At 72.8% G+C, this 13,981-nt stretch carries 9 protein-coding genes; 1 reads left to right on the forward strand and 8 read right to left on the reverse strand.

Annotated elements, in window-relative coordinates; translation table 11 throughout:
* Positions 1-177 precede the first annotated feature (177 nt).
* From OG623_RS10990 to OG623_RS11005, 4 genes are all read right to left on the reverse strand, one after another.
* On the reverse strand, positions 178-537 hold the full coding sequence (locus OG623_RS10990) for a hypothetical protein (protein WP_406146067.1): 360 nt from the start codon (positions 535-537) through the stop codon (positions 178-180).
* Positions 534-905: a WhiB family transcriptional regulator gene (locus OG623_RS10995; protein WP_362892008.1), complete on the reverse strand. Its 372-nt coding sequence runs from the start codon at positions 903-905 to the stop codon at positions 534-536. Before OG623_RS10995 ends, OG623_RS10990 begins: the two co-directional genes overlap by 4 nt.
* Before the next feature lie 170 nt (positions 906-1,075).
* Positions 1,076-1,411 carry a hypothetical protein gene (locus tag OG623_RS11000; RefSeq protein ID WP_406146068.1) on the reverse strand — a complete coding sequence of 112 codons (336 nt, stop codon included), beginning with the start codon at positions 1,409-1,411 and terminating at the stop codon, positions 1,076-1,078.
* 167 nt (positions 1,412-1,578) lie between these two features.
* Positions 1,579-3,801 (reverse strand): ATP-dependent DNA helicase UvrD2, encoded by a 2,223-nt coding sequence (locus tag OG623_RS11005; RefSeq protein ID WP_406146069.1) that lies wholly within the window; start codon positions 3,799-3,801, stop codon positions 1,579-1,581.
* A 185-nt stretch (positions 3,802-3,986) separates the two neighbouring features.
* Here OG623_RS11005 and OG623_RS11010 point away from each other — a divergent pair, with 185 nt between their 5' ends.
* Positions 3,987-4,229, forward strand: coding sequence for a mycoredoxin (locus tag OG623_RS11010; protein ID WP_362892002.1), 243 nt, complete (start codon positions 3,987-3,989; stop codon positions 4,227-4,229).
* 156 nt (positions 4,230-4,385) lie between these two features.
* Here OG623_RS11010 and nudC read toward each other — a convergent pair whose 3' ends face one another.
* The 4 genes from nudC to OG623_RS11030 are packed head-to-tail and all read right to left on the reverse strand — an operon-like array spanning position 4,386 to position 13,795.
* A complete protein-coding gene (nudC, locus tag OG623_RS11015; protein ID WP_406146070.1) occupies positions 4,386-5,333 on the reverse strand; it encodes an NAD(+) diphosphatase in 948 nt (315 codons plus the stop codon).
* A gap of 52 nt (positions 5,334-5,385) precedes the next feature.
* Positions 5,386-6,786: a dipeptidase gene (locus OG623_RS11020; protein WP_406146071.1), complete on the reverse strand. Its 1,401-nt coding sequence runs from the start codon at positions 6,784-6,786 to the stop codon at positions 5,386-5,388.
* A gap of 10 nt (positions 6,787-6,796) precedes the next feature.
* On the reverse strand, positions 6,797-10,330 hold the full coding sequence (locus tag OG623_RS11025) for a UvrD-helicase domain-containing protein (RefSeq protein ID WP_406146072.1): 3,534 nt from the start codon (positions 10,328-10,330) through the stop codon (positions 6,797-6,799).
* 60 nt (positions 10,331-10,390) lie between these two features.
* Positions 10,391-13,795 carry an ATP-dependent helicase gene (locus tag OG623_RS11030; RefSeq protein ID WP_406146073.1) on the reverse strand — a complete coding sequence of 1,135 codons (3,405 nt, stop codon included), beginning with the start codon at positions 13,793-13,795 and terminating at the stop codon, positions 10,391-10,393.
* Positions 13,796-13,981 lie beyond the last annotated feature (186 nt).

A 13,981-nucleotide genomic window follows, 5' to 3' on the forward strand; every position in this document is an offset into this window, starting at 1 on the left:
GCGCGGCGCGCACGCACTGCGGGGCCGGCCTGCCCGGCCGGCCCCGCTGGTTGGGGAGGTCGGCTGCCCGATGGGCCGAGCGGTGGCCCGGCAGCCGTGGTGCTGCGTACTGACTACTGGTGCTGCGTACTGCGGGTGCTGCGGGTGCTGCGTACAGCGGGTGCCGTGCCTGGGCTGTCAGTGCATGACGGCCATGGCGAGCGCCCGGCGGGCGCGCATCGAGGCGCGCTCCGCACGGCGCTGCATCCGCCTGGCGGCCACCAGACGGCCGGCCTGACGAGCGTCGTCGGCCTCCCTCAGGCGGTCGTGCATATGAGCACGGGCCAAGGCTTCTGGGATGAGTTGCATCTCGCGGGTCCTGTTCTGACGCGAGTCGTTCGCGCCGATGATGGTGACGTCCGGGGTGGCGGAGCCGACAGGCTCCCTCGTGGTGGTGGTCATGGGTGCCTGATTCCGGGGGTCATGGGTCTGGGGACGGTCGATGGTTCCGATGCGCTTCGTTCGTGTGGGGGACATGACCCCCAGGGCGGCGGTCACGCCGCGACGACCGGGTGCTTACGGGGACGGCCACGCGGCCTCTTGCGGGCGACCACGACGCCCTGCACGAAGAGCTCGCCACCCCAGACGCCCCACGGCTCACGCCTCTCCTTCGCGCCGGCGAGGCAGGCCTCGATCAGCGGACAGGTCCGGCAGAGGGACTTGGCGTATTCGACGTCGGCCGGGGACTCGGCGAAGAAGACCTCCGGGTCGTAGGAACGGCACGGGACGGGTACGCCGAGGTTTTCGATGGCGTCGTCGAGCGCGGTGAGCGCGGTGAGGGGGATCAAGGTGGAGTCCTCCGTGAGGCCGGGCGGGGAGATCGTGTCGGAAGGCGGTACGGACGGGGCGTGCGTCTCGAGTTGCACGGTGGTGTTGTCCTCGTCTGGTCGTGCCGGCCTGTTGGCCGGTCGGCGGCTGGTACCAGGTCCTGCTGTCCCGAGGCTCCTTCGTCTCGTCTCATCCGTTCGGACAAAACAAAAGGGCCGCGGATCCCGAGTGGGGTTCCGCGGCCCTGAAGGCGCCGGCCTGATATGGATCAGGCTGGATCACTCCAGGGTTCAGGCCCACGGAAGGCCCACATCGTGTGGTGGTGCTGCGTCGTCTGCTTCTGGGCTCCGGCACCGGCTGCGGCTGCCGCAAAGGCATAGGCCGAGGCCCGTCCCTTCGCTACTGCTGCTGCTTCCGGCGCCTCGGTCGGTCGCTCATTGCGCTCTCGCACGGGCAGGCTCGCCGCAGACAGCGGGCTGATCGCGGAGATGCCGGACACACCGGTGCCAGGAAGCGAGAGCTCCGGGGAGCGGGTCAGGCCGAGCGAGCAGGTGGAGACGACCGACGGATCGGTCATTTTGATGGTGTTGATGATGCTGATCACGACAATCGCCTCCTCTCGGCGTCTCAAGGGACCGGCCGGGGCCGATCCTGCGGTATTCGGATAAGTACAGCACGGAGTCAGGGCTTCAGAGAAGTCGCTGTTCCCGTGGTTAAGAACCTATGGTGATGACTGCTGCGGGCGCAAACTATTTTTTCGACGAGTTTTTCTCACACCTCGCCGTCGCCGCCCTCCAGCTCCTCACCCACCGTCCGGCCTGCGCAGATGGCCAGCACATCGGCCCCGAACCTGGTCAGCTTCCGGTTGCCGACACCGGGGATGACGACCAGCTCACCCTCGCTGCCCGGCGCGGCCTCGGCGATCGCCATCAGGGTCTTGTCGGTGAAGACGCAGTACGCGGGCTGGCTGATCTCCTTCGCCCGGTCGGCGCGCCACTCCCGCAGCCGCTCGTACAGCCCCTCGTCCATGTCCGAGGGACAGTCCTCGCAGCGCATCAGCTTCATCTCGCCTGCCTCGGTGAGCGTCCTGCCGCAGACCCTGCACCGCACCGGGCCTCTACGGCCCGCCCTGACAGGCCTCTCCGCCCCCGCACCGCCCACGCCCGCACGGGAGCCCCGGTCGATGCCGCCGGCCCCTCCGGTACCGCCCCGCGTGCCGAGCGCGGCCGAACCGGGCCGCAGCCCGTTCAGGAAGCGGGTGGCCCGGCGGTTTCCACGGCCGCCCGGCGACCTGGACAGCGCCCAGGACAGCGAGAGATGAAAACGGGCCCGGGTGACACCGACGTAGAGCAGCCGGCGCTCCTCCTCGACCTGCTCGTCCGTCTTGGCGTAGGCGATCGGCATCATGCCCTCGGTCAGCCCCACGAGGAACGCGGCATCCCACTCCAGGCCCTTCGCCGAGTGCAGCGACGCCAGGGTGACGCCCTGGACCGTCGGCGCGTGCTGGGCGGCGGCCCGCTCGTCGAGCTCGGCCACGAGGGCCGAGAGCGTCGCGCCCGGCCTGGCCTGTTCGAAGTCCTCGGCCAGCCGCACCAGCGCGGCGAGCGACTCCCAGCGGTCCCGCACCGCCCCCGAGCCGGCCGGCGGCTTGGAGTTCCAGCCCTTCGTGGAGAGCACAGCCCGCACCTCGGAGGGCAGGTCGTCGGCGCCGTCGAGCAGTGGGTCGTTGCCCCCGGCGCGGGCGGCACCGCGCAGGGCGACGCCCGCCTCCCGCACCTCGGGCCGGTCGAAGAAGCGCTCCGCGCCACGCAGCTGGTAGGGCACGCCCGCGTCCGCGAGTGCCTGCTCATAGACCTCGGACTGGGAGTTGACGCGGTACAGCACGGCGATCTCACCGGCCGGGACTCCCGCGGCGATCAGGTCGCGGATCCGCCGTGCGGTGCCCTCGGCCTCCGCCGGCTCGTCCGGGTACTCCGTGTAGAGGGGTTCGGGGCCCTTGTCCCGCTGCGATACCAGCTCGAGCCGGTGTTCGGACGCCTTGCCCCTGGCCTGGCTCAGCAGGCCGTTGGCCAGATGGACGACCTGAGGTGTGGAGCGGTAGTCACGGACCAGCTTGACCACCGTCGCGTCGGGATGGCGGGTACGGAAATTCAGCAGATGGTCCGGGGTGGCACCGGTGAAGGAGTAGATCGTCTGACCGGCGTCGCCGACGACACAGAGATCGTCCCGGTCGCCCAGCCACAGATCGAGCAGCCGCTGCTGGAGCGGGCTGACGTCCTGGTACTCGTCGACGACGAAGTGCTGGTACTGGCCGCGCACATGCTCCGCGATGTCGCGGCGGTCCTGGAGGATGCCGACGGTCAGCAGCAGCACGTCCTCGAAGTCGATCACCGACCGGTCACGCTTCAGCTGCTCGTACATCGCGTAGATCTGGGAGAGCTCGGCCGGATCGCGCGGGACGTCCCGCTGGGTCTTGGCGACCGCGGCCGGGTAGTCGGCGGGCACGGTCTGGGTGACCTTGGCCCACTCGATCTCGCTGGTGGTGTCCCGCAGCTCGTTGCGGTCGAGCCGGATCCCGCAGCGGGCCGCGGCCTCGGCGACCAGCTGGACCTTGCGCTCCACCAGCCGCGGAAGCTCGCCCCCGACCGCTCTGGGCCAGAAGTACTGCAACTGGCGCAGGGCCGCCGAGTGGAAGGTCCTGGCCTGCACACCGGTCGCACCGAGCTGACGGAGCCTGCCCCGCATCTCCCCGGCCGCCCGGTTGGTGAAGGTGACGGCGAGCACGGTCGTCGGCTGGAGGATGCCGGCACGCACCCCGTAGGCGATGCGGTGCGTGATCGCCCGCGTCTTGCCCGTGCCCGCTCCGGCCAGCACGCACACGGGTCCGCCGAGGGCCAGCGCGACCTCGCGCTGCTCCGGGTCGAGCCCGTCCAGCACGGCGTCCGCGGAGTCGGGGACCTGTGGGAAGAGGGTGGAATGCGTTGCTGCTGTCACCCTGCCATGCTGCCAGGTCGCGAGGGGCCACCGAGGCGGTTGTCCACAGGGGGTGGCGTTCGTCGTACCGGTGAGGGGGCCGGGAATGGCGGTCAGGTCTCGTACGTTCCCTCCATGCGGGACGTGCGCGTGCGTGCGGCCCCGACAGTCAGCGAGACGGACAAGACATGAGGAGCGCCGACGACATGCCGGGCACTGTGACGATGTACAGCACCACGTGGTGCGGCTACTGCCGCCGGCTCAAGGGGCAGATGGACCGCGAGGGCATCGCGTACACCGAGGTCAACATCGAGCACGACGCGGACTCGGCGGCCTTCGTGGAGAAGGCGAACGGGGGGAACCAGACGGTGCCGACCGTGCTTTTCCCCGACGGTTCGACGCTGACCAACCCCTCGCTGGCCCAGGTCAAGCAGAAGATCGGCGCCTGACACCGAGGCACCGGACACCGAGGCGCCGGACACGCGGGCATACGCCGACGAGGCGGCGCCTGACACCAGGGCGGACGACAGCGGCCCCGGAGCAGAGAGTTGCTCCGGGGCCGTCGTGCGTGCGCACGGCGTCGTGCGCACGATGCCGCGGGCCCGTCAGCCGATGGTGCCGGGCTTCGGGAGCGGCTTGCCGTACCAGAGCTCGATCAGGCGTGCCGCGATCGAGACGCCGAACGGGGGCAGCACCTCACCCGAGTCGAAGGCCGCCGTGAGCTCCTCGCGGGAGAACCAGCGGGCCTCCTCGATCTCCTCACCGTCCACATTGATCTCGGACGACGTGGCACGCGCCATGAAGCCGAGCATCAGGCTGGAGGGGAACGGCCAGGGCTGGCTGGCGATGTACTCGACCTCGCCGATGACGACCCCGGCCTCCTCGAACACCTCGCGGGCCACGGACTGCTCGATCGACTCCCCCGGCTCGACGAAGCCGGCGAGGGTCGAGAAGCGGCCCTCGGGCCAGTGCACCTGGCGGCCGAGCAGGGCGCGGTCCTGATCGTCCGTGACCAGCATGATGACCGCGGGGTCGGTGCGGGGGTAGTGCTCGGCGCCGCAGGCCTGGCAGCGGCGGATGTGTCCGGCCGCCGCGATGACGGTGCGCTCGCCGCAGCGTGAGCAGAAGCGGTGCAGCCGCTGCCAGTTCTCCAGAGCCACCGCGTGGACCATCAGCCCGGCGTCGCGCGGGCCGAGCAGCATCCCGGCCTCACGCAGCCCGGCGGGCCGTGCGGACTGGTCCATGCGGCCGGGCAGCGAGTCCTTCTGGAGCGCGAAGTAGCGTACGCCGTCCTCGTCGGTGCCCAGGAAGTAGCGGTGGGTCTCGGTGACGGGCGCCTCGAAGGCGGGCGTCATGACGAGCTCGGTGCCGCCGTCGGGGGTGTCGTCGATGAGCGCCTGCCCCCCGGAGACGACGAAGACCCTGGTCGTCGGGTGGCTCCAGGCCGCGGCGAGCCAGGCCTCGTCGAGCCGGTGGTGCGCGGCGCGGTCGATGCCGCTGGGCGCGGTGAGACCGATCGGGCGGTCTGCGGTGGCGTTGTCGAAGGTGCTCACAGGTGCTTCCTACTCCCCCGGGGGTGGATCGGGCGTTCAGAGATTCAGCGATTCAGCGATTCGGTGCGGCGTCGGCCAGCTCGCCCCACAGATGGGCGGTGGTCTCCGCGCCTTTGACAAGGAGGTCGAGCTCGACCTTCTCGTCGGGACCGTGCCAGCCGTCGGACGGTACGGAGATGCCCAGGAAGAGGACGGGTGCGCCGAGCACGTCCCGCAGGTCGGCGGCGGGGCCCGAGCCCCCTTCGCGGGTGAAGAGGATCTTCGTCCCGAAGGCCGTTCCCATGGCGCGGGCCACCGCCTGGAGGGCGGGGTGGTCCAGCGGGGTCAGACAGGGGCTGGTGGCGGGCGCGAAGGTGATCCGGTGGCGGACACCGGCGGGGATCCTGGCCTCGGCCCAGGTGCGGACCGCTTCCTGGATCCGCTCGGGCTCCTGGCCGTCGACCAGCCGGAAGCTCAGCTTCACCAGGGCGGACGAGGGGATGACCGTCTTGCTGCCCGCGCCCTGGTAACCGCCGCCGATGCCGTTGACCTCGGCCGTGGGGCGGGCCCAGACCCGCTCCAGGGTGGAGTAGCCGGCCTCGCCCGATGCGGCGTGCGAGGCCGCCGTCCGCAGCCAGGTGTCCTCGTCGAAGGGCAGCTCGGCGAAGAGGGCGCGTTCGGCCGCGGTGAGTTCGGTGACTCCGTCGTAGAAGCCGGGGACCGCGACCCTGCCCTCCGTGTCGTGGAGAGCGGCGACGAGACGGGCGATGGCGGTCGCCGGGTTCGGCACCGCGCCACCGAAGGAGCCGGAGTGGATCTCCTGGTCGGGACCCCACAGCTCGATCTCGCACTCCGCGAGGCCGCGCATGCCGGTGCAGACGGTGGGGGTGTTCTCGTCCCACATGCCGGTGTCGGAGACGATCACGACATCTGCCGCGATGCGTGCGGCCCGCTCCTCGGCCAGCGCGCGGAAGTGCGGCGAACCGGACTCCTCCTCGCCCTCGATCAGGAGCTTGAGGTGTACGGCGGGGGTCGTGCGGCCGGTCACGGCGAGGTGGGCGCGGACACCGAGTGTGTGGAAGAGCACCTGGCCCTTGTCGTCGGCGGCGCCCCGTCCGTACATCCTGCCGTCGCGGATCACCGGGTCGAACGGGTCGGTGCTCCAGCCGTCCTCGACGGCCGCGGGCTGCACGTCGTGGTGGCCGTAGACCAGGACGACGGGCGCGTCGGGGTCGTCGGACGGCCATTCGGCGAAGACCGCCGGGGCGCCGGGTGTCTCCCAGATCTCGGTGACCGGGAATCCGGTCCCGGCAAGCTTGGCCGACAGCCACTCGGCGCTGCGCCGCACGTCCCCGTCGTGCTCCGGCTGCGCGGACACCGACGGGATGCGCAGCCACTCGGCGAGGTCGCCGAGGAAGGCCGCGCGGTGCTGCTCGGTGTACGTACGGACGGCGCTGTCCGGGGTGTCGCTCATGCTTATGAGCCTATCGGCCCCGAGGAGGTGGCTCGTCCAGCAGGAGCCTCTCCAGCTCCTCCCGGCCGGGCAGCCCGGTGGGGCGGGACGTCTCCCCGGTCCGTATGTAGAGGAAGGTCGCGATGACCGCCTCCGGCGGCAGGCCGTGGAGTTCCGCCCAGGCCAGGCGGTAGACGGCGAGCTGGAGCGGGTCGGCGGTGCCGTGCCGGCCGGTCTTCCAGTCGACGATCTCGTACGTGTCACCCGTGCGGTAGACCGCGTCGATCCGGCCGCGGATCACCCGGCCGCCGAGCGTGATCTGGAAGGGGGTCTCGACGCGGTACGGAGTGCGCCGGGCGTACGCCGTGCGTTCGAAGGCCTCCTTGAGCTCCGCGAGGTCACGCTCGTCGGCGATCTCCGCGTCGCTCCCGTGGCCCCCGGGGAGCTCGTCCGGGCCGAGCATGGGCAGCGGCAGCTCCTCGAAGCGGGACTCCACCCAGGCGTGGAAGCGGGTGCCCCGGCGCGCGGAGGGCTGCGGGGGGCGGGGCATGGGGCGCGCGAGCTCCCGCGCGAAGCCGTCGGGGTCGTCGGCCAGGTGCAGGAGCTGGGTCGCGGAGAGCGTCGCGGGTACGACGACGTCGCGCACGGCCGCACGGGCGCGGCGCAGCTCACCGGCCAGGGCGTCGAGATCACGGTCCCAGGAGGCGAGGGCGCGGGACTCCTCCGGCGTGAGACCGGCGTCCGCAGGGCCCCGGGCTGCGGGTACGTGCGCTGCGGGCACCTCCGGCGGTACGTCGCCGGGGCCCGGTCCGCCCTCGGGGAACGGGCCGGGGTCACCGCCGGGGAACGGGTCGTCGTAGGGGGCTTCCGCCTCGTCGTACGGCGCCTCCTCGTCGTACGGTGCCTCCTCGTCGCCGTACACCTCGTCGTACGGCGGCGCCTCGTCCGCGTACGCCACGTCGTACAGCGGCGCCTCCTCGTCGTGCGCATCGGGTACGGGTGTGGCCGCCAGCGTCTCCAGGTGTGCCAGCACCGTGTCCCGGGCGGCGCGGCGGCGGGCCATGGCGGTGTCGTCCAGCGGGAGCGGCCAGGCCTGGTCGGCGTCCTGTTCCTGGAGCTCCGGATTCTCCTCGTCCTCGCCGGGCTCGTCCGCCCAGACCTCGATCTCGCCGTACCCCTCCGCGCAGTGCTCGTACAGCGCGTCCAGGAAGGCGGACGGGCCGCGGGGCTTCTTCTGGGACGGGCCCCACCAGTGGCCGGAGCCGAGCAGCAGGGTGCGGGGGCGGGTGAAGGTGACGTAGCCGAGGCGGAGTTCCTCGGTGTGCTGATGCCCCTTCATCTCCTCCTTGAAGGCCTTCAGGCCCTTGGCGTCGAAGGACCCGAGCGCGGGCAGCGTGGCCGCGTCACCGCGCAGGGCGTGCGGGAGGACCTGGGACTGCGAGGTCCACGCCTCCCGGGAGCGGGTGCTGGGGAACTGGCCGCCGACGAGGCCGGGTACTGCGACGACGTCCCACTCCAGGCCCTTGGACTTGTGGGCGGTGAGGACCTTCACAGTGTTCTCGCCGCCCGGCAGGGCATTGTCCAGACCCTTCTCGTACTGCGCCGCGGTGCGCAGGAAGCCGAGGAAGGCAAGCAGGCTCGCCTCCCCGTCGACCGTGGCGAAGCCGGCAGCGACGTCCAGGAAGTTGGCGAGGGTCTCGCGGCGGCGTGCGGCCAGGGCGTGCGGCGATGCGGAGAGTTCCACTTCGAGGCCGGTCGTCGCGAGGACGCGGTGCAGTACGTCCATGAGGGGGTCGGCCAGCGAGCGGCGGAGCTCACGGAGTTCGGTGGCGAGGCGGGCGAAGCGGACGCGGGCCTCGGCGGAGAAGGGCAGCTGGTCGTCCTCGGCCCCGCCGGACTCCAGGAAGGTGTCGAGGGCGTCGGCGAGCGAGATCACCTCGGCCGGGTCGGTGCCCTCGACCGCGTCGGCCAGACGCTGGTCGGGGTCGGCGTCGTCGCCCGGGACGGAACGGTGGACGAGGAGGCGGGCGCGGCGTCCCAGGAGCGCGAGGTCCCTGGGCCCGATGCGCCAGCGCGGCCCGGTGAGCAGCCGGACCAGCGATGCGTTGGCCCCGGGGTCCTGGAGGACCTCGCAGACGGCGACGAGGTCGGCGACCTCGGGGAGGTGCAGCAGCCCGGACAGGCCGACGACCTCGACCGGGATGTCCCGGGCGACGAGGGCGGCCTGGATCCGGGGGAAGTCGCCGGTGGTGCGGCACAGGACGGCGATCTCGCCCGGCGGGGTCCCGGTCCGTACGAGGTGGGCCAGCGAGTCGCCGAGCCAGTCGATCTCCTCGGCATGGGTGCGCAGGAGGGCGCAGCGGACCGTGCCGTCCCGCTCGGCTCCTGGTGCGGGGCGCAGCGCCTCCACTCCCTCGTGCATGGCACGCAGCGGTTCGGCGAGGCCGTTGGCGAGGTGGAGGAGACGCCCGCCGCTGCGGCGGTTCTCGCTGAGGGAGTAGCGGGTGGCAGGGGTCCCGTCGGCCTGCGGGAAATGCTGCGGGAAGTCGTCGAGGTTGGCCACGGACGCACCGCGCCAGCCGTAGATCGCCTGGCAGGGGTCGCCCACGGCGGTGACGGCATGGCCCGCCGCGCCGTGGTCGCCTCCCCCGGCTCCCCCGCCTCCCTCGGCTCCCCCGCCTCCGCCTCCGCCTCCGCCTCCGAACAGTGCGGCCAGGAGCAGACGCTGGGCCACGGAGGTGTCCTGGTACTCGTCGAGCAGGACGACACGGAACTCGTCGCGGAGGATGGCGCCGACCTCGGGCCTGGTGAGGGCCAGCTCGGCGGAGAGTGCGATCTGGTCGCCGAAGTCGAGGAGGTCCCGGCTGCGCTTGGCCGCGCGGTAGCGCACGGTCAGTTCGAGGAGTTCGCGGCGGGCCTCGGACGTCTCGGGGATCTTGCGCAGCTCGGCGTTGGTGAGCCGGGCCGTCTCCAGGTCCTTCAGGAGAGCGGTGTCGTGCCCGGCGAGCTCCTCGGGGCGTACGAGGTGTTCGGCGAGCTCGGCGTCCAGGGCCAGCAGATCGCTGACGAGGGTGGGGAAGGACCGGGTCAGCGCGGGGTAGGGGCCGGGGGCCTCGCGCAGTACCCGGGCGGCGAGCTGGTAGCGGGTGGCGTCGGCGAGGAGCCGGGTGGTGGGTTCGAGGCCGATCCGCAGGCCGTGGTCGGTCAGGAGCCGGCCGGCGAACGCGTGGTAGGTCGAGATGCCGGGTTCGCCCGGGGGATTGTCGGGGTCGATGACGTCCGGGTCGGTGACCCCGGCTGCGATCAGGGCCCTGCGGACCCGCTCGGCGAGCTCACCGGCCGCCTTGTTCGTGAAGGTCAGGCCGAGGACCTGCTCCGGGGCGACCTGCCCGGTCCCGACCAGCCAGACGACCCGGGCGGCCATCACCGTGGTCTTCCCCGAGCCCGCTCCGGCCACGATCACCTGCGGGACGGGCGGCGCGGTGATGCAGGCCGTCTGCTCCGGGGTGAAGGGGATCCCCAGGAGCTCCTTGAGCTGCTCGGGGTCGGTGATACGGGGGGACACTCCACAGAGGCTAACCGGCCGCACCGACAACGCCGTCCCGCACGGAATCCACCAGGAAGATCATTCGATGATCTGCCGGCCCTCGGGCTGCGCGCTGCACGACGCCTTGAAGGCGCAGTGGGTGCAGTGCGCTCCGGTCGTGGGGGTGAAGCGTTCGTCCAGGACCCGGCCGGCCGCCGTGGCCAACAGGTCGGAGACCCACGCACCGGAAAGGGCTTCCTGCGCCTGCACCTTGGGGAGGGTGTCGCCGCCCTCCTGCTTCGGGGCGGGCTGCCGCAGCTGTACGAGCTCGGCTCCGCCGGCTTCGGGCCGGCGGCCGTCGAAGGCCTCGTCGACGGCGCCTTCCCTGACCGCCAGCTGGTAGACGGCGAGCTGGGGGTGGGAGGCCACCTCGGCCTTGGTCGGCGCTCCCTTGCCCGTCTTGAAGTCGACGACGTACGCCCGCCCCTCGGTGTCCTGCTCGACCCGGTCCATGGAGCCCCTGATGCGTACGGCGTACTCGCCCGCCTCAAGGGTGACGTCGAAGTCGTGTTCGGTGGCGGTGGGGGTGCGGCCCGCGCGGTCCATGACGTGCCAGCGCAGGAAGCGTTCCAGGGCGGCGCGCGCCTGGTCCTTCTCCTGCCGCGACTTCCAGGGGGCGTCGAAGACCAGACCGTCCCACACGGAGTCCAGGCGCTCCATCAGGACGTCCAGGTCGGCCGCGGTGCGTCCGGACGCGACCTCGTCGGCGAGCACGTGGACCACGTTGCCGAAGCCCTGGGCCGCCGTCGCCGGGGCGTCCGCCCTGACCTCGCGTCCCAGGAACCACTGGAGAGCGCAGGTGTTGGCGAGCTGGTCGAGCGCGCTCCCGGAGAGCGCGACGGGGTGGTCACGGTCGCGCAGCGGGATCTCGGAGCGGGTCGGTTCGTCGAGCCCCCACCAGCGGTACGGGTGGGCGGCCGGCACGAGCGGCCGGCCCTCCTCGTCGGTGAGCGCGGCGAGCCGGGCGAGCCGGTGCGCGGCGGCGTCGCGCAGGGCGTCCGACGCGGCCGGGTCGACGGTCGTGGCCCGGAGCTCGGCGACGAGCGAGGCCACCGCGAGCGGGCGGCGGGGGCGTCCGGTGACGTCCCTGGGTTCCCTCCCGAGCTCGGTGAGGAAGCGGGAGGGCTGGTCGCCGTCGTCGGCGGGCGCCTTGACGGCGGTGACGATCAGGCGTTCACGTGCCCGGGTCACGGCCACGTAGAACAGACGGCGTTCCTCGGCCAGGAGCGCCCCGGGGGTGAGCGGTTCGGCCAGACCGTCGCGCCCGATCCGGTCCGCCTCCAGGAGCGATCCCCGACGGCGCAGGTCGGGCCAGAGACCCTCCTGCACCTCGGCGACGACCACCAGGCGCCATTCCAGGCCCTTGGAGCGGTGCGCGGTCATCAGGCGTACGGCGTCGGGGCGTACGGCGCGGCGGGACAGGGTGTCGGCGGCGATGTCCTGGGCGTCGACCTCCTCCAGGAAGTTGAGCGCGCCCCGCCCTCCGGTGCGCTCCTCGGCGCGTGCCGCGGTGTCGAAGAGGGCGCATACGGCGTCGAGGTCCCGGTCGGCGTTGCGTCCGCCGGGACCGCCGCGCAGTGCCGCCCGCTCCAGACGGCCGGGCCAGGGGGTGCCGTTCCACAGGGTCCACAGGGCCTCCTCGGCGGTGCCTCCGCCCTCCAGGAGTTCACGGGCCGTGCGCAGGAGCGCGCCGAGCCGCTGCGCTCCGCGGGCGTACGCCGGGTCGTGGGTGGCCAGACGCTCGGGTTCGGCGAGCGCCTGGGCCAGCAGTTCCCCGGACGGCGGGGGCAGGCGGTTCCCCGCGGCCCGCTCGTCGTCGCGCAGGGCCCGGCCGAGACGGCGCAGATCGGCGGCGTCCATGGAGCCGAGGGGTGAGGAGAGGAGGGCGAGTGCGGTCTCGGTGTCGAGTCCGCCCGCCTCGAGCGCCGCGCCGGCGACGGTGCGCAGGGCGGTCAGGAGCGGGGCGACCGCCGGCTCGTGGCGCAGGGGGAGATCGTCGCCGTCCACCTCAAGGGGTACTCCGGCTGAGGTGAGCGCCCGGCGCACGGCGGGGATCGAGCGTCCGCCGGCGCGCACGAGGACCGCCATGTCCCGCCAGGGCACGCCCTCTTCGAGATGTGCGCGCCGGAGCAGGTCGGCGATGTTCTCCAGCTCGGTGGAGGGCGTCGGGTAGGTGTACGCCTCGACACGGCCGCCCTCGCGCACGGCGGACAGCTCGCGGTGGGCGCGGACCTTGGCCGAGGGCAGCCGGGGGAGCGGCATCCGCCGGGTGAGCAGCCGGGTGGCCGCGAGCAGCCGCGCGCCTGAGCGGCGTGAGGTGGTGAGGACCCCGACGGGGGCGGGCGCGCCGTCGGCACGGCGGAAGGTGTCCGGGAAGTCGAGGATGCCGTTCACATCGGCACCACGGAAGGCGTAGATGGACTGGTCGGGGTCGCCGAAGGCGATCAGCGTCCGGCCGCCCCCCGCACCGGAGGCCACGCCCGCGCCGACGCCAGGACTCCCGCCCGCGCCGGCGCCAGGGCCCCCGCCCGTGCCAGGGCCCCCGCTGGTGCCAGGACCCCCACCCATGCCAGGGCCCGCGCCCCGGTTCCCGGCCAGCGCGTGCAGCAGCCGCACCTGGGCGGGGTCCGTGTCCTGGTATTCGTCGACGAGCACCACGTCGTAGCTCCCGGCCAGCGACGCCGCCACCTCGGGGCGCTCGGCGAGCAGGACCGCCCGGTGGACGAGCTCGGCGTAGTCGAGGACCCCCTGTGCGTCGAGCACGTCCAGGTACTCGGCGAGGAACTGGGCGGCGGCGCTCCAGTCGGGGCGTCCTGTGCGGCGGGCGAAGGCGGCCAGCGCGTCCGGGCCGAGGCCCAGCTCACGGCTGCGGGCCAGCACCGCGCGCACCTCGTCGGCGAAGCCCCTGGTCGTCAGGCACGCCCGCAGCTCGTCCGGCCAGCGGACATGGGCGAGACCGTCCCGTTCGAGGCCGAGCTGACCGGCGAGGAGTTCCCGGACGGTGACGTCCTGCTCGGGCCCGGAGAGCAGACGCAGCGGATCGGCGAAGAGGTCGGCGTCCTGGTGGGCGCGGACCAGGGCGTAGCAGTACGAGTGGAAGGTGGTGGCCTGCGGGCCCCGGAGGCCACCGAGCCGCGCCGCCATCCGGTCACGCAGTTCGACCGCCGCCTTGCGGCTGAAGGTGAGGACGAGGATGCGGGCGGGATCGGTGCCGCGCGCCACCCGCCGGGCGACCGTCTCGACCAGCGTCGTGGTCTTGCCCGTGCCGGGTCCGGCCAGGACCAGCAGCGGGCCGTCACCGTGGTCAACCACCGCGCGCTGCGGTGCGTCCAGGAGAGGGGGGTCCACGGAACCGGGTGGCGTGCGCACCAGGCGGTACGCGCCCGGGGCCCGCCGCCGTGCCTGACGGTGCGGGCTGTTCCGGGTGGTGGAGGAGGAGCTCACGTGGATCGCCGGTCCTGGGGGGTGTACTCGGTCTGCGCCGGTCGTGACGGAAACGGATGAGGGAGCGGAGCGTGCCGCGTGTGGACGACGCTACGCCAGCGGCGGGGCGTACATCCGGCTGTCGGCCGCGTCGCTCGTCACACGGTGCCGGCGGCCCTGCGGTGCGCCCCCGCACCTGCCGGGCGG

Origin of the sequence: Streptomyces sp. NBC_01012, assembly GCF_045162755.1 — a bacterium.
Classification (GTDB): Bacteria; Actinomycetota; Actinomycetes; order Streptomycetales; family Streptomycetaceae; genus Streptomyces.